Source organism: Streptomyces sp. CA2R106, assembly GCF_037034245.1.
In the GTDB taxonomy this organism is placed as follows: Bacteria; Actinomycetota; Actinomycetes; order Streptomycetales; family Streptomycetaceae; genus Actinacidiphila.
This window is the reverse complement of the sequence record NZ_JBAGKC010000024.1, coordinates 79,180-93,854: the sequence shown is the minus strand read 5'-3', so window position 1 is coordinate 93,854 and position 14,675 is coordinate 79,180. Positions and strand designations below refer to the sequence as shown.

Genomic DNA, 14,675 nt, shown 5'->3' with positions numbered 1-14,675 from the left:
GTGTTACTCCGGTCCCTCCGCACCCGCCCCGCGTCATGCGTATCCATGCGCAACATCCGGAACTGACCGATCAGTGCAAATTAATTGGGCTGGCCCGGAATAGGAACACCGGGGGCGCCCGGCTCGTTGTCACGGCGTGAGCACGACACCACCTGTTCTCGCCGCCGAGCTGGCAGTCGCCTGGGCCGATATTCAACGGCACCACCCCGAGCTGCCCGATCTGGCCGCGCCCGAGTCCCTGATCGGCGAGTCCTCGTCCGCCTGCGGCACCGAGCTCTCCTTCGAAAGGCTGCTGCACGAAGCCGTGCACGGCATCGCCGCGGCCCGCGGCATCCGCGACACCTCGCGCGCCGGCCGCTACCACAACCGCAGATTCCTCACCATCGCCGACGAGATGGGGCTCGACCACGCCGACGAGCCGCATCCCAGCAGCGGCTTCTCGCTCGTGGTGATGCGGCCCGACACCCGCAAGCGCTACCGGGCCACCATCGAGCGGCTCCAGCGCGCGCTGAAGGCGCACTCCGCGGCCACCACCGCCGACACCGCCCGCTCCTTCCGCGGACCTGCCGCCCGGCACGGCTCCTCGGGCGGCGGCGTGCGGGTCAAGGCCGTCTGCGACTGCGGGCGGAATGTCCGGGTGGTGCCCTCGGTCCTCGCCCAGGCCCCGATCATGTGCGGAGCCTGCGGGCAGCCCTTCCGCATCCCGGAGGTCGTTGGGGTCGCCTGACTGTGGCAGAATGTTCAGCTGAGAACTCGACAGCCGTGCAGGAACCCTCTCTCCTTCGGCTGACGCGTCCGCCGGGCGCACGACCTCCACAACCCCACGTGGCCGTCCGCGTGCCCAAACACGTCAACTCCAGGAGAACCCACTCCCGTGGCAGTCAAGATCAAGCTGAAGCGCCTGGGCAAGATCCGCGCGCCTCACTACCGCATCGTCGTCGCCGACTCCCGTACCCGCCGTGACGGCCGGGCCATCGAGGAGATCGGCCTGTACCACCCGGTGCAGAACCCGTCGCGCATCGAGGTCGACTCCGACCGCGCGCAGCACTGGCTCTCCGTCGGCGCGCAGCCGACCGAGCCCGTGCTCGCCATCCTGAAGCTCACCGGCGACTGGCAGAAGTTCAAGGGCGAGCCCGCCCCGGCCCCGCTGCTCCAGCCGGAGCCGAAGGCCGACAAGCGCGCGCTGTTCGAGGCCGCGGCCAAGGACACCGCCGACGAGCCGAAGGGTGAGGCGATCACCCCCAAGGCGAAGAAGGCTGACAAGAAGGCCGACGACGCCGAGGCCACCGCCTCGGCCGAGTCCACCGGGGCCTGAGCGTGCTGGAAGAGGCCCTTGAGCACCTTGTGAAGGGCATCGTCGACAACCCCGACGAGGTACAGGTCGGCATGCGGACGCTGCGCCGCGGCAGTGTGCTGGAGGTCCGGGTCCACCCCGACGACCTCGGCAAGGTCATCGGCCGCAACGGCCGTACCGCGCGTGCACTGCGCACCGTGGTCGGCGCCCTCGGCGGCCGCGGTGTCCGGGTCGACCTCGTCGACGTGGACCAGGTGCGCTGAGCGCGCCTGCCACGTCCCCGTGGGTGCCGGCGCCCGCCGGCACACCGGGTTTTCGTTGCACCGGGCCGGAGGCGGTCATACCGCCTCCGGCCCGACGCGTTTCCCGCCGCGGCCGCACCGGCCGCGGCCTCCACCGTTCCCCCAGCGGAAGTTGAGCAGGACGTGCAGCTCGTAGTCGGCCGGATCGGACGCGCCCACGGCATCAAGGGCGAGGTGAGCGTCGAAGTGCGCACCGACGAGCCGGAGCTGCGGCTCGCACCCGGCGCCGTACTGGCCACCGACCCGGCCGCGACCGGGCCGCTGACCATCGCCACCGGCCGGGTGCACTCCGGCCGCCTGATGCTGCGCTTCGAGGGCGTCACCGACCGCAACGGCGCCGAGGCGCTGCGCGGCACCCTGCTGATCGCCGAGGTCGACCCGGAGGAGACCCCGGAGGACCCCGAGGAGTTCTACGACCACCAGCTCATCGACCTGGACGTGGTGACCGTCGACGGCCGCGAGATCGGCCGGATCGCCGAGATCACGCACCTGCCGTACCAGGACCTGCTGGTGGTGGCGCGCACCGGGGGCGGCGAGGTGCTGGTGCCGTTCGTCTCGGCGATCGTGCCGGAGATCGACCTGGCCGAGCAGCGCGCCGTGATCGACCCGCCGCCCGGGCTGCTGGACGAGCTTCCCGCGCCGGGCGAGGGCGGTACTCCGGGCGAGGGTGGTACTCCGGGTGAGGGCGGTGCCTGACATGCGGATCGACGTCGTCACGATCTTCCCCGAGTACCTCGCGCCGCTGGACGTCTCCCTGGTCGGCAAGGCCCGCGCGGCCGGCCGGCTCGACGTGCGCGTGCACGACCTGCGCGGCTGGGCGCACGACCGCCACAACACCGTGGACGACACCCCGTACGGCGGCGGGCCCGGCATGGTGATGATGACCGGCCCCTGGGGCGAGGCCCTGGACCAGACCCTCGCCGACGGCTACGAGCAGGGCGCCCACGACCCCGTCCTGGTCGTCCCCACCCCCAGCGGCCGCCCCTTCACCCAGCAGACCGCGGTGGAGCTGTCGCGGTGCCCCTGGCTCGTCTTCACCCCGGCCCGCTACGAGGGCATCGACAGCCGCGTCACCGCCGAGTACGCCACCAGGATGCCGGTCCGCGAGGTCTCCATCGGCGACTACGTCCTGGCCGGCGGCGAGGCCGCGGTCCTGGTCGTCACCGAGGCCGTCGCCCGTCTGCTGCCCGGCGTCCTGGGCAACGCGCAGTCGCACGCCGACGACTCCTTCGCCCCCGGCGCCATGGCCGACCTGCTGGAGGGCCCGGTCTACACCAAGCCGCCCTCCTGGCGCGGCCGCGGCATCCCCGAGGTGCTGCTCAGCGGCCACCACGGCAAGGTCGCCCGCTGGCGCCGCGACGAGGCGCTGCGCCGGACCGTCGCCAACCGGCCCGACCTGGTCGAGCGCGCCGACCCCGCCGCCTTCGACAAGAAGGACCGCGAGATGCTCAGCATCCTGGGCTGGCAGCCCGGCCCCGACGGCCGATTTGGGCGCAACCCCGACGCCGTGGAAGAATGACCCGCTGTTGCCTGCCCGGCGAGCGCCCCTGCCACAGGGGGACAGCCGCCGCCCGGAGCGAGGCGGCCACACCGTAGGACCGATGAACATCCGACACGAGCATGCCGCCGATGACCTGTGGCATCGGCGAGGAAGCGACGAACGACCATGAGCAGCCTGATCGACAGCGTCAACAGCGCGAGCCTGCGCACCGACGTGCCGGCCTTCCGCCCCGGCGACACCGTCAACGTCCACGTGCGCGTCATCGAGGGCAACCGCTCCCGTGTGCAGCAGTTCAAGGGCGTCGTCATCCGCCGCCAGGGTGCGGGGATCAGCGAGACCTTCACGGTCCGCAAGGTCAGCTTCTCCGTCGGTGTCGAGCGCACCTTCCCGGTGCACACGCCGATCGTCGAGAAGATCGAGGTCGTCACCCGCGGCGACGTCCGCCGCGCGAAGCTGTACTACCTCCGTGAGCTGCGCGGCAAGGCCGCGAAGATCAAGGAGAAGCGCGACAACTGATCGCTTGACCTTCCCTTGGGGCGGGCCGGATAAGCTTCCGCCCCGATGGACAGCGAAGCAGTGACCCCGGAGCGCGACCGTTCCCCCACCGCCGATCAGGCGGAACCGGAGGAGCGGTCGCGTTCCGTCGTGAGCGAGCGGATCGCCGACTTCTGGGAGGACTGGCACCGCACGCTGCTGCTCGCGCTCGCCTGCTGCGCCGCGCTGCTGCTGGTCAGCCACTTCGTGGTGGAGCCCTTCGAAGTGCCCAGCTCGTCCATGGAGAACACACTGCGGGTCGGCGACCGGGTACTGGTCAACAAGTTGGCGTACCGGTTCGGCGGCACGCCCCGGCGGGGGGACGTGATCGTGTTCGACGGCAAGGACTCCTTCACCACCACCGCCGGCACCGACTACGTCAAACGCGTGATCGGCGTCGGCGGCGACCGCGTCACCTGCTGCGACGCCCAGGGCCGGATGACCGTCAACGGCCGGGCCCTGGACGAGACCGGCTACCTGCGCCCGGGCAACGCGCCCTCCCGCGACCCGTTCGACATCGTGGTGCCCGCGGGCCGGCTGTGGGTGATGGGCGACCACCGCGCCGATTCCGCCGACTCCCGCGACCACCTCGGCGACCCCGGCGGCGGCACCGTACCGGTCGGCAAGGTGATCGGCCGCGCCGAGTGGATCGCCTGGCCGCCCGGCCACTGGACCCGGCTGCGCCGCCCCGCCACCTTCTCCCACGTGCCCGCGCCGGCCGGTGCGCATGGGTAACCGGGGCCGCCCGCGCGGCACCGACGCGCCCCCCGCGGTGCCGGTCAGCGGTAGCCGGGTGGAGCGGCGCAAGCTCGCCCGCAAGGTCAGGCGCAAACGGCGCCGCGCCACCGCCCGCGAGGTGCCGCTGCTGATCCTGGTGGCGCTGGCCATCGCGCTGCTGCTGAAGACCTTCCTGGTGCAGGCGTTCGTGATCCCGTCCGGGTCGATGGAGCAGACCATCCGGATCGGCGACCGGGTGCTGGTCGACAAGCTCACCCCGTGGTTCGGCGCGAAGCCGCAGCGCGGCGACGTGGTGGTCTTCAAGGACCCCGGCGGCTGGCTGCAGGGCGAGCCCGCGCCCAAGCCCGACCCGGTGGTGCTCAAGCAGGTCAAGCAGGCGTTCAGCTTCATCGGGCTGCTGCCCGCCTCCGGCGAGCAGGACCTGATCAAGCGGGTGATCGGCGTCGGCGGCGACACCGTGAAGTGCTGCGACGCCCAGGGCCGGCTGACGGTCAACGGACAGCCGCTGGACGAGCCCTACCTCTACCCCGGCAACCCGCCCTCGACCATCAAGTTCACCGTGCACGTACCGCTGGGCCGGCTGTGGGTGATGGGCGACCACCGCTCGGACTCCGCCGACTCGCGCTACCACATGGACGAGGTGATCGACGGCAAGCACACCGACGGCACCATCTCCGAGCAGCAGGTGGTCGGGCGGGCGGTCGTGATCGGCTGGCCGATCGGGCACTGGCGGCGGCTGAAGGCGCCCGCGACGTTCGGCTCGGTGCCGCGGGCCGACGCGGCGTTCCCGGGCCGTACAGCGGCCGGGACTATGGTGGACGGGACCGACAACTCGGCCAACAATGCTCAAAGGACCGACCCGCTCCCGACTCCTGCGGAACTCCCGCTCGTTATGGGAATGGTGGGCCTGCGCCGAATCCGGCGCGGGCGACGTTATCGAATGAGGAGTGGATGTGGGGGACCTGGTGGTCGGCGCGCGGTCCGGTTCCGGCGAGCCCGAGAAGGGGGATGGCCGCCCGGTGCCCCCTGCGGACGGCGCACGGGCCGACGGCGTGGTCCCCGCGGACTCGACGGGCAGCGCGGCATACGGCAGCCCGTCCGTCGGCAGGGTCCCCGGGCCCTCCGACGGCGGCTACCCGGGCGGCGGTGACCCCGGCGGCCACCAGCCCGGCGGCCAGGGCTACGACCCGGGCGGCCCGGCGTACGACCCGGGCGTTCCCGGTGACGGCGGCGCGGCGGGCCAGCCCGGTTACGAGCCGGGCTATGTCCCCGTGGCGGGCACCAGGCCGGAGGACGTGAACGGCGTGGGCGCGCACCGCTACGACCCCGAGGGCCCCGGCGGGCCCGGCGGGCCGGAGGGCGAGGACCCCTCGGGCGGTGAGCCGGCGCCCGCCGCGGCGCGCAAGCCGCGCTCCTTCTGGAAGGAGCTGCCGCTGCTGATCGGCATCGCGCTGGTGCTGGCGCTGCTGATCAAGACGTTCCTGGTGCAGGCGTTCTCGATCCCGTCCGACTCGATGAACAACACCCTGCTCAGGGGCGACCGGGTGCTGGTCGACAAGCTCACCCCGTGGTTCGGCTCCGAGCCGACCCGCGGCGAGGTCGTCGTCTTCCACGACCCGGGCGGCTGGCTGCCGGAGAACCCGCCGCCGAGCAGCAATCCGGTGGTGCGCGGCTTGCAGAAGACGCTGAGCTTCATCGGCCTGATGCCGTCGGCCGAGGAGAAGGACCTGATCAAGCGGGTGATCGGGGTCGGCGGCGACACCGTCAGCTGCAAGGGCACGGGCCCGGTGATGGTCAACGGCAAGGCGCTCGACGAGCCGTACGTCTACCCGGGGAACACCCCGTGCAGCCCGGACAAGCCGTTCACCGTCCATGTGCCCAAGGGCCACATCTGGGTGATGGGCGACCACCGCCAGGACTCCCTCGACTCCCGGTACCACATGGACGAGGTGATCAACGGCAAGCACACCGACGGCACCGTCTCGACCAAGCAGGTCGTCGGCCGCGCGATCGTGGTCGCCTGGCCGATCAACCGCTGGGACTGGCTGGGCATCCCCGGCACGTTCTCGCAGTCGGGCATCAATGCCGCAGGCACGGTCGCCCCGACCGCGCTCGGGGTGGCCGGCGCGGTCCCGCTGGTGATGCTGCGGCGGCGCCGGCTGCTGCGCCGGCACGAGGCGGCGGGCGCGGAGCAGGGCTGAGCGGGCTGAGAGGGCTGACCGGGGCGCGTGCCGCCGGATAGGGTGCGGCTCCATGAGCGCGACACGTACGAGCAGCCGCCAGGTGGTATCCAAAGGCCGCGGCGGGACCGGGCACCGGCTGTCCGGGATCGCCGTGGCCCTGGGCTGCGTCCTCTTCCTGGGCGGCTTCGCGTGGGCCGCGGTGGTCTACCGGCCCTACACGGTGCCGACGAACTCGATGGAGCCCACGGTCCGGCCCGGGGACAAGGTGCTGGCCGAGCGGGTCTCCGGCGGCGAGGTGCACCGCGGCGACATCGTGGTCTTCAAGGACAAGCTGTGGGGCGACCTGCCCGAGGTCAAGCGGGTCGTCGGGGTCGGCGGTGACACGGTCTCCTGCTGCGACGCGCGCGGGCGGCTGATGGTCGACGGCAAGCCGGTCGACGAGACGTACCTGGACGCGACCGGGCAGGCGTCGGCGACGAAGTTCGAGACGAAGGTGCCTGCGGGCAAGCTGTTCCTGGTCGGCGACAACCGGGCGGTCTCGCAGGACTCCCGGCTGCACCTGGACGACGCCGAGGGCGGCGCGGTGCCTGCCTCCGACGTGAAGGCCCGGGTGGAGGCCACGGCGTGGCCGCTGGGCCGGGCCGGGTCGGTGGCGCGCACCTCCGCGTTCGACGGCCTGACCGGCGGCGGCGCGTCCGCCTACGGCCCGCTGCGCTGGCTGCTGGCCGCGGTGGTGGCCGGGGTGGTGCTGATCCTCGGCGGGGCCGCGTACCCGTCGCTGGCGGGCCTGGTGCGGCGGCGCTCGGGCTGAGGCGGCGGCGGGTGATACGGCGGTGTGCGGCTCCGGCGGTCCCCGCGTAGCGCACAATGGGGTCACGTACGGCTGAAGGGGAACATGCCATGAGCGCCGAGGACCTCGAAAAATACGAGACCGAGATGGAGCTGAAGCTCTACCGGGAGTATCGCGACGTCGTCGGCCTGTTCAAGTACGTGATCGAGACCGAGCGGCGCTTCTACCTCACCAACGACTACGAGATGCAGGTGCACTCGGTCCAGGGCGAGGTGTTCTTCGAGGTGTCCATGGCCGACGCGTGGGTCTGGGACATGTACCGGCCGGCCCGCTTCGTCAAGCAGGTCCGGGTCCTCACGTTCAAGGACGTGAACATCGAGGAGCTGAACAAGGCGGACCTGGATCTGCCGTCGGACGACTCCGGCTTCAACAACTGAGAGTTTTCCACAGGCCGGCGTTCAAGATCATCTTTGGTGGGCCGCTTTCTGTCACTGTGAGTGACGGAGGTGGTACTGATGAACGCACGAGGTGCGCTGGGGCGGTACGGCGAAGGTGTGGCCGCCCGGACCCTGCAGGACGCCGGGCTGGCCATCCTGGCGCGGAACTGGCGGTGGGGCCGCCGGGGCGAGATCGACATCGTCGCGGCCGACGGCGACGCGGTGGTGGTGTGCGAGGTGAAGACCCGCCGGGAGGGCGGCCACCAGCACCCCATGGCGGGGATCACGCCCGGTAAGGCGGCCAGGCTGCGGTCGCTCGCCGAGCGGTGGGCCGCCGAGCACGGCGGGGCGCCGCCCGGCGGCGTCCGGATCGACCTGGTCGGCGTGGTGCTGCCCGCGCGCGGCGCGCCGCGGGTCGAGCACGTGCGGGGGGTGGCGTGATGGGCTTCGCCCGCACCTGCTCGGTCGCGCTGGTCGGCGTGGAAGGCGTGGTGGTCGAGGTCCAGGCCGACCTGGAGCCGGGTGTGGCCGCCTTCGCGCTGGTCGGGCTGCCGGACAAGAGCCTGGTGGAAAGCCGCGACCGGGTGCGCGCGGCGATCGTGAACAGCGGGGAGACCTGGCCGCAGAAGAAGCTCACCGTGGGCCTGAGCCCGGCGTCGGTGCCCAAGGGCGGTTCCGGCTTCGACCTGGCGGTGGCGTGCTCGGTGCTGGCCGCCGGCGGCCGGATCGCGCCGAGCGCCATCGCCGACCTGATGATGATCGGCGAGTTGGGGCTCGACGGGCGGGTCCGCCCGGTGCGCGGTGTGCTGCCGGCGGTGCTCGCCGCGGCCGACGCGGGGTACCGGCAGGTGGTGGTGCCCGAGCGCACCACGTCGGAGGCGGCGCTCGTGCCCGGCGTGTCGGTGCTGGGCGTGCGCAGCCTGCGCCAGCTCGTCGCGGTGCTCAACGACGAGGTGGTGCCCGAGGAGCCCGAGGACACCGCGGGGGGCCGGCGGGCGCTGCCGGCCGCGGCCGCGGGGGTGGGAGACGGGCTCGGCGGCAGCGGGGCCGGCGTCTTCGGCGGGGCGCGGTTCGGCGGCGCCGGGTTCGGCAGCACCGACTTCACGGGCGGCCCGGGCACGGAAGGCGGCGCCGGCCCCGACAGCGACCGGCACCGGCCCGACCTGGCTGACGTCGCGGGGCAGCGGGCGGCCCGGCTCGCCCTGGAGGTCGCCGCGGCCGGCGGCCACCACCTCTACCTGCACGGGCCGCCGGGCGCGGGCAAGACCATGCTCGCCGAGCGCCTGCCGGGCATCCTGCCGCCGCTGACCCGCCAGGAGTCGCTGGAGGTCACCGCGGTGCACTCGGTGGCCGGCATCCTCCCGTTCGGCCGCCCCATGGTCGACACCCCGCCCTACTGCGCGCCCCACCACTCGGCCACCATGCCCGCGCTGGTCGGCGGCGGCAGCGGACTGCCGCGCCCCGGCGCGGTCTCCCTCGCTCACCGGGGCGTACTTTTTCTCGACGAAGCTCCGGAGTTCAGCTCCCAGTCGCTCGACGCGCTGCGGCAGCCGCTGGAGTCCGGCCATGTGGTCGTGGCCCGGGCCGCGGGGGTGATACGGCTCCCGGCCCGCTTCATGCTGGTGCTGGCGGCGAACCCCTGCCCCTGCGGGCGGTACTCGGTGATCGGCGGGGGCTGCGACTGCTCGCCGAGCGCGGTGCGGCGCTACCAGGCCCGGCTGTCCGGGCCGCTGCTGGACCGGGTGGACCTGCGGGTGGACGTCGAGCCGGTCGGCCGGGCCGAGCTGATCGGACCTGGCGGTAAGGGCCCGGCCGGGGAGTCCACCGCGGTGGTGGGAGCGCGGGTCCGCGAGGCCCGCGCCAGAGCCGCCGCCCGCTACCAGGACACCCCCTGGAAGCTGAACAGCGAGGTGCCCGGCCACGAACTGCGCACCCGGTGGCATGTCGCGCCCGGCGCCCTGCGCGCGGTCGAGCGGGACATGGAGCGCGGCCTGCTCACCGCCCGGGGCCTGGACCGGGTGCTGCGGGTGGCGTGGACCGTCGCCGACCTCGCGGGCGCGGACCGGCCGACCCCCGAACACGTGCTGCTGGCACTCCAGTTGCGCACCGGGGTGCAAAGGGGAGCGGCGGCCGTGGCGGGCAGGGCGTGATGGCCGGGGAGGGGGCGGGCCGGACCCCGGAGCAGGAGGGCGCCGCGGCTGCTCCGGCCGGGCCGGAAACCGGCGCCGGCGCGGTCGAGGAGCAGCTGCGGGCCGTCTACGCCCGGGGCGGGCCGACCGGCGCCGCGGGGCCGGACGCGGTGGTGGGGTGGCCGGAGCGGCTGGCCCGGGTCGCGCTGACGAGGGTGGCCGACCCCGGCGACAAGGTGATGGGCCGGGCGGTGCGGGAGTCGGGTCCGCGGGAGGCGCTGGCCGCGGCGCTCGGCGGGCGGCGGCTGCCCGGGGCCGGCCCGGAGCGGACCGCGGAATACCGGGCGCGGGCCGCGCGGGCCGACCCGGTCGCGGACCTGGCCGCGGCGCACCGGGCGGGCGGCCGGTTCCTGTGCCCGGGCGACGGCGACTGGCCCGGCCAGCTCGACGACCTGGCGGAGCAGCGGCCCTACGGGCTGTGGGTGCGCGGCAGGCCGTCGCTGCGGCTGTGGGCCCTGCGATCGGTGGCGGTGGTCGGCGCCCGCGCCTGCACGGACTACGGCCGGCACATGGCGGTCCGGCTCGGCGCCGGGCTGGCGGGCGCGGGCTGGGCGGTGGTGTCCGGGGCGGCGTACGGCGTGGACGGCGCCGTGCACCGGGCCGTGCTGGCGGCCGGCGGCGCCACCATCGGCGTGGTGGCCAGCGGCATCGACACCGCCTACCCGTCCGGGAACAGCGACCTGATCGCCGCGATCGCCGAACAGGGGCTGCTGGTCGGGGAACTGCCGCCCGGCGACCACCCGACCCGGTCCAGGTTCGTGCTGCGCAACCGGGTCATCGCCGCGCTGACCAGGGGCACGGTCGTCGTCGAGGCCCGCTACCGCAGCGGCTCCCTGATCACCGCGCGGCGGGCGGCGGAGCTGGGCCGGATCACCATGGGCGTGCCCGGGCCCTGCACCAGCAGCATGTCGGAAGGTGTGCACGAACTGCTGCGCGGCGGCGCGCAGATGGTCACCGACGCGGCCGAAGTAGTCGAACTGGTCGGGGAGATCGGCGCCGACCTCGCCCCGGCCCGGCAGGGCCCGGTGCTGCCCCGGGACCTGCTGCGCCCGGCGGCGGCCCGGGTGCTGGAGGCGATGCCCGGCCGCGGCGACGCGGCGGAGCAGGACCTCGCCGACCTGCTCGGCCTCTCGGCGGCCGACACGCTCGGCCGGCTCCACGAGTTGCGGGCACTCGGGTTCGTCGTACGCGAGTGCGGGCGCTGGCGGTTGGTCCGTACCGGGCGCGACGGCCTGAAAACGTCGCCAGGTTGACGCGGCCGACACCCCATCAGGTGACACGGAACCTCGCTGACCTGCGGTGTTCGCAGGGCGGACGGTGCGGCCGCGGCCGGCGGCGCATGATTGCCCTGATGCCCCCGCGCTGTCCGGTGCGCCCCCGTGCGCCCCGCACGGACCGCCCGCACCCGTAGAGGAACGTATCTGCGCATGTCCCACACGGATGCCGTAGCAATCCGCGACACTATGGTCACGCTACGCTCGCGGAGGTTTGATCTCCCGCCCACGCCAAGGCAGAACGGCTCACGACAACGTATGCCCCAGCACACCCCCGGGTCCGAACAGGCGACGGCCGTGGCCACCGCCCGGGCCACCCCCCGGCCCGGCGCGCCCACCTCGCTCGACGCGCTGTGGCGGACCTACAAGTCCACGGGGGACGCGCGGCTGCGGGAGCAGCTGATCCTGCACTACTCGCCGCTGGTCAAGTACGTGGCCGGGCGGGTCAGCGTCGGGCTGCCCGCCAACGTGGAGCAGGCCGACTTCGTGTCCTCCGGGGTGTTCGGCCTGATCGACGCCATCGAGAAGTTCGACCCGGACCGGGCGATCAAGTTCGAGACCTACGCCATCACCCGCATCCGCGGCGCCATGATCGACGAACTGCGGGCGCTGGACTGGATTCCGCGCTCCGTGCGGCAGAAGGCCCGCGCGGTCGAGCGGGCCTATGCCACGCTCGAGGCGAAGCTGCACCGCACCCCCAGCGAACCCGAGGTCGCCGCCGAGATGGGCGTGGGCCTGGAGGAGCTGCACGGCGTGTTCAGCGCGCTGTCGCTCGCCAACGTCGTCGCCCTAGAAGAGCTGCTGCACGTCGGGGCCGACGGCGGCGACCGGCTCAGCCTGGTCGACACCTTGGAGGACACCGGCGCGGACAACCCGTCCGACGTCGCCGAGGACCGCGAGCTGCGCCGCCTGCTCGCCCGCGCGGTCAACACCCTGCCCGAACGCGAGAAGACCGTGGTTACCCTCTACTACTACGAGGGGCTCACACTCGCCGAGATCGGCCAGGTACTGGGCGTCACCGAGAGCCGGGTCAGCCAGATCCACACCAAGTCCGTCCTCCAACTCCGGGCGAAGCTCGCCGACATGGAGGCACGCTGAGCCGGACTGTCTACAGTGGAGTAATGCCGAGAATTCGAGCGGCCTCGGTGGCCGAGCACCGGACCATGCAGCGCCGCGCCCTGCTGGACGCCGCCCGCACCCTGCTGTCCGAGGGCGGCACCGACGCCCTCACCTTCCCCGCCCTCGCCGAGCGCACCGGACTGGCCCGCTCCTCGGTCTACGAGTACTTCCGCTCGCGGGCCGCCGTCGTCGAGGAGCTGTGCGCGGTCGACTTCCCGGTCTGGGCCGCCGAGGTCGAGGCCGCGATGCAGGCCGCCGAAACCCCCGCGGACAAGATCGAGGCGTACGTCCGCAGCCAGCTCACCCTGGTCGGCGACCGCAGGCACCGCGCGGTGGTGGCGATCTCGGCCGGCGAGCTGGACGCCGGCGCCCGGGAGAAGATCCGCGCCGCGCACGGCGGCCTGGTCGCCATGGTGGTGGCCGCACTGTCGTGCCTGGGGCACCCCGAGCCGCGGCTCACCGCCATGCTGCTGCAAGGCGTGGTCGACGCCGCGGTCCGCCGGATCGAGCTGGGCGCGGCGGAGATGCCCACCGAGATCGTCGAGGCCGCCGTCGCCATGGCCCTGCACGGCGTCACCCGGTCGGCGGACAGCGCGGAATAGCCCGCCGACAGCGCCCTGTTGCCGCTGTTATGACTTCACAAGCCCCAGGAACACCGCAGCAGAACATCGGCCGGGTCGGCGTGTGGGCCGTCCAGCTCAGCCAGGACAACGCCGAGTCCCCGGACGAGAACCGCGCGGCCGCCGCGGAGCTGGACGAACTCGGCTACGGCGCGATCTGGCTCGGCGGCTCGCCCCGGGTGGCCCGCGCCGTGCCGCTGCTCGCCGCGACCCGCCGCATCACCCTGGCCACCGGCATCCTCAGCGTCTGGAACCAGCCCGCCGAGGAAGTCGCCCGGGACGTCGCCGCGCTGGAGCCCGGCGCCGCCGAGCGGTTCCTGCTCGGCCTCGGCGTCAGCCACGCCCCGATCACCGAGGGGTACGCGCACCCGTACGCGAAGATGGTCGAGTTCCTCGACGGCCTGGACTCCGCACCCGTCCCCGTGCCGCCCGCCCGGCGGGTGCTCGCCGCCCTCGGCCCCCGCATGCTCAAGCTGGCCGCGGACCGCTCCGCCGGCGCCCACCCGTACCTGGTCACCGTCGAGCACGTCGCACAGGCCCGCGCCGCCCTCGGCCCGGACCGGCTGCTCGCCCCCGAGCTGGGCGTCGTCCTCGACGCCGACCTCGTCCGGGCCCGCCAGACCGCGCGCGCCGCCCTCGCCGGCTACCTCCAGCTGCCCAACTACGTGAACAACTGGCGCCGGCTCGGCTTCACCGACGAGGACTTCGCCGACGGCGGCAGCAACGCCCTGCTCGAGGCCCTGTTCGCGATCGGCGACACCGTCGACGTCCGCACCCGCGTCGCCGCCTACCACGAGGCCGGCGCCGACCACGTGGCCCTCCAGGTGCTGCGCCCCGACGGCGCCCTGCCGCGTGAGGAGTGGCGCGAGCTGGCCGCCGTACTGCCGCTGAGCTGATCCGGCCCGGGCGGGCCGCCACCGCGCGGCCCGCCCGGCTCCGCGGCCCCGCTCCACCGCCCCACTCCGCGGCCCCGCCCACGTCCGCCGCCCGCCCGGCAGCCGCGCTCACCCCTTCCGCCCGCTCACCCCTTTCCCGCCGCCGCCCGCCCCCGCCACCGGCAGCAACCGGGACGGCCCGGCCCGGCGCAGCACCGGCGGGAGCAGGGTGAGCGGGTCGAGGTAGACGTCCCCGCGCAGCAGCCCCCAGTGCACACACACCTCCGGGCAGTGCGGCAGCCGCCCTACGGCCACCTCGCCCACCCGGTCCCCGGCCGCCACCGCCGCACCCACCGCGACCGCGGCCCGTACCGGTTCGTAGGTGGTGCGCAGACCGCCGGTCAGCGCCACGACCACCACCGGGACGCCCCCGACCGGCCCGGCGAACGCCACCTCGCCCGCGGCGGCCGCCCGCACCGAAGCCCCCGCCCCGGCCGCCAGATCGACCCCGCGGTGCCCGGCCGCCCACGGTGTCGCCGGCGGCTCGAACGCACGCAGCACCAGCGGGCGGCCCCGCGCCCCCGGCCCCACCACCGGCCAGCACCGCGCCGCCGGACCCGGCGGCCCCGTACAGCCCGCCGACCCCGCTGCCGACCCCGACCCCGCTGCCGACCCCGACCTCGCTGCCGACCCCGCTCCAGACCCGGGCCCCGGCCCCGCCGCCTCCCATGCCCGGGCCCGGGTGCCGTCCCCAACTCCCGTGCCCGCCCCGCCCTCGGCCCCGGCCGCCACGCTTCCGCCCGCCGCCAGCACCACCGC

At 74.1% G+C, this 14,675-nt stretch carries 18 protein-coding genes; 17 read left to right on the top strand and 1 reads right to left on the bottom strand.

The features are described 5' to 3' along the window. The first annotated feature begins 136 nt into the window (after positions 1-136). The 17 genes from WA788_RS27140 (at position 137) to WA788_RS27060 (ending at position 13,877) form a co-directional block, all read left to right on the top strand. The gene (locus WA788_RS27140; protein WP_335981570.1) at positions 137-727 is read left to right on the top strand and encodes a hypothetical protein; all 591 of its coding nucleotides are present in this window, start codon (positions 137-139) and stop codon (positions 725-727) included. A gap of 147 nt (positions 728-874) precedes the next feature. Beyond that, positions 875-1,315: a 30S ribosomal protein S16 gene (gene rpsP, locus WA788_RS27135; RefSeq protein WP_202236462.1), complete on the top strand. Its 441-nt coding sequence runs from the start codon at positions 875-877 to the stop codon at positions 1,313-1,315. A 2-nt stretch (positions 1,316-1,317) separates the two neighbouring features. Beyond that, positions 1,318-1,557 carry an RNA-binding protein gene (locus WA788_RS27130; RefSeq protein ID WP_335981566.1) on the top strand — a complete coding sequence of 80 codons (240 nt, stop codon included), beginning with the start codon at positions 1,318-1,320 and terminating at the stop codon, positions 1,555-1,557. Positions 1,558-1,719: 162 nt separating this feature from the next. Then, on the top strand, positions 1,720-2,292 hold the full coding sequence (gene rimM / locus WA788_RS27125) for a ribosome maturation factor RimM (RefSeq protein ID WP_335981563.1): 573 nt from the start codon (positions 1,720-1,722) through the stop codon (positions 2,290-2,292). A gap of 1 nt (position 2,293) precedes the next feature. After that, positions 2,294-3,115 carry a tRNA (guanosine(37)-N1)-methyltransferase TrmD gene (trmD, locus tag WA788_RS27120; protein WP_335981637.1) on the top strand — a complete coding sequence of 274 codons (822 nt, stop codon included), beginning with the start codon at positions 2,294-2,296 and terminating at the stop codon, positions 3,113-3,115. A 147-nt stretch (positions 3,116-3,262) separates the two neighbouring features. After that, positions 3,263-3,613: a 50S ribosomal protein L19 gene (gene rplS, locus WA788_RS27115; RefSeq protein WP_335981562.1), complete on the top strand. Its 351-nt coding sequence runs from the start codon at positions 3,263-3,265 to the stop codon at positions 3,611-3,613. Positions 3,614-3,658: 45 nt separating this feature from the next. Then, positions 3,659-4,366, top strand: coding sequence for a signal peptidase I (lepB, locus tag WA788_RS27110; protein WP_335981559.1), 708 nt, complete (start codon positions 3,659-3,661; stop codon positions 4,364-4,366). Beyond that, entirely contained in the window at positions 4,359-5,519 is a 1,161-nt protein-coding gene (lepB, locus tag WA788_RS27105; RefSeq protein WP_335981557.1) for a signal peptidase I, read from the top strand. The genes lepB (WA788_RS27110) and lepB (WA788_RS27105) overlap by 8 nt, the downstream gene beginning before the upstream one ends. Before the next feature lie 154 nt (positions 5,520-5,673). Next, entirely contained in the window at positions 5,674-6,570 is an 897-nt protein-coding gene (gene lepB / locus WA788_RS27100) for a signal peptidase I (RefSeq protein WP_435173679.1), read from the top strand. Between the two features lie 52 nt (positions 6,571-6,622). Further along, complete coding sequence (lepB, locus tag WA788_RS27095; protein WP_335981554.1) at positions 6,623-7,363, top strand: signal peptidase I; 741 nt, start codon at positions 6,623-6,625, stop codon at positions 7,361-7,363. Between the two features lie 89 nt (positions 7,364-7,452). Next, entirely contained in the window at positions 7,453-7,779 is a 327-nt protein-coding gene (locus tag WA788_RS27090; protein ID WP_103890395.1) for a DUF2469 domain-containing protein, read from the top strand. 78 nt (positions 7,780-7,857) lie between these two features. Continuing rightward, positions 7,858-8,220 (top strand): YraN family protein, encoded by a 363-nt coding sequence (locus WA788_RS27085; RefSeq protein ID WP_335981548.1) that lies wholly within the window; start codon positions 7,858-7,860, stop codon positions 8,218-8,220. Next, a complete protein-coding gene (locus WA788_RS27080; protein WP_335981545.1) occupies positions 8,220-9,929 on the top strand; it encodes a YifB family Mg chelatase-like AAA ATPase in 1,710 nt (569 codons plus the stop codon). The genes WA788_RS27085 and WA788_RS27080 overlap by 1 nt, the downstream gene beginning before the upstream one ends. Further along, the gene (gene dprA / locus WA788_RS27075) at positions 9,929-11,221 is read left to right on the top strand and encodes a DNA-processing protein DprA (RefSeq protein ID WP_335981542.1); all 1,293 of its coding nucleotides are present in this window, start codon (positions 9,929-9,931) and stop codon (positions 11,219-11,221) included. The genes WA788_RS27080 and dprA overlap by 1 nt, the downstream gene beginning before the upstream one ends. 279 nt (positions 11,222-11,500) lie before the next feature. Further along, positions 11,501-12,340, top strand: a complete 840-nt coding sequence (whiG, locus tag WA788_RS27070) for an RNA polymerase sigma factor WhiG (RefSeq protein WP_335981539.1) — start codon at positions 11,501-11,503, stop codon at positions 12,338-12,340. A 65-nt stretch (positions 12,341-12,405) separates the two neighbouring features. Further along, positions 12,406-12,963, top strand: a complete 558-nt coding sequence (locus tag WA788_RS27065; protein ID WP_335981633.1) for a TetR/AcrR family transcriptional regulator — start codon at positions 12,406-12,408, stop codon at positions 12,961-12,963. Positions 12,964-12,992: 29 nt separating this feature from the next. Continuing rightward, entirely contained in the window at positions 12,993-13,877 is an 885-nt protein-coding gene (locus WA788_RS27060; RefSeq protein WP_335981535.1) for an LLM class F420-dependent oxidoreductase, read from the top strand. Between the two features lie 108 nt (positions 13,878-13,985). Here the strand turns inward: WA788_RS27060 and WA788_RS27055 are convergent, their stop codons facing one another. Continuing rightward, positions 13,986-14,450, bottom strand: coding sequence for a peptidoglycan DD-metalloendopeptidase family protein (locus tag WA788_RS27055; protein ID WP_335981533.1), 465 nt, complete (start codon positions 14,448-14,450; stop codon positions 13,986-13,988). Positions 14,451-14,675: the final 225 nt, after the last annotated feature.

Coding starts and splice junctions, on each gene's coding strand:
- WA788_RS27085 (WP_335981548.1), top strand. CDS start 7,858: ATGAACGCACGAGGTGCGCTGGGGCGGTACGGCGAAGGTGTGGCCGCC.
- WA788_RS27060 (WP_335981535.1), top strand. CDS start 12,993: ATGACTTCACAAGCCCCAGGAACACCGCAGCAGAACATCGGCCGGGTC.
- rplS (WP_335981562.1), top strand. CDS start 3,263: ATGAGCAGCCTGATCGACAGCGTCAACAGCGCGAGCCTGCGCACCGAC.
- dprA (WP_335981542.1), top strand. CDS start 9,929: ATGGCCGGGGAGGGGGCGGGCCGGACCCCGGAGCAGGAGGGCGCCGCG.
- WA788_RS27090 (WP_103890395.1), top strand. CDS start 7,453: ATGAGCGCCGAGGACCTCGAAAAATACGAGACCGAGATGGAGCTGAAG.
- lepB (WP_335981554.1), top strand. CDS start 6,623: ATGAGCGCGACACGTACGAGCAGCCGCCAGGTGGTATCCAAAGGCCGC.
- WA788_RS27065 (WP_335981633.1), top strand. CDS start 12,406: ATGCAGCGCCGCGCCCTGCTGGACGCCGCCCGCACCCTGCTGTCCGAG.
- lepB (WP_335981557.1), top strand. CDS start 4,359: ATGGGTAACCGGGGCCGCCCGCGCGGCACCGACGCGCCCCCCGCGGTG.
- trmD (WP_335981637.1), top strand. CDS start 2,294: ATGCGGATCGACGTCGTCACGATCTTCCCCGAGTACCTCGCGCCGCTG.
- whiG (WP_335981539.1), top strand. CDS start 11,501: ATGCCCCAGCACACCCCCGGGTCCGAACAGGCGACGGCCGTGGCCACC.
- lepB (WP_335981559.1), top strand. CDS start 3,659: ATGGACAGCGAAGCAGTGACCCCGGAGCGCGACCGTTCCCCCACCGCC.
- WA788_RS27080 (WP_335981545.1), top strand. CDS start 8,220: ATGGGCTTCGCCCGCACCTGCTCGGTCGCGCTGGTCGGCGTGGAAGGC.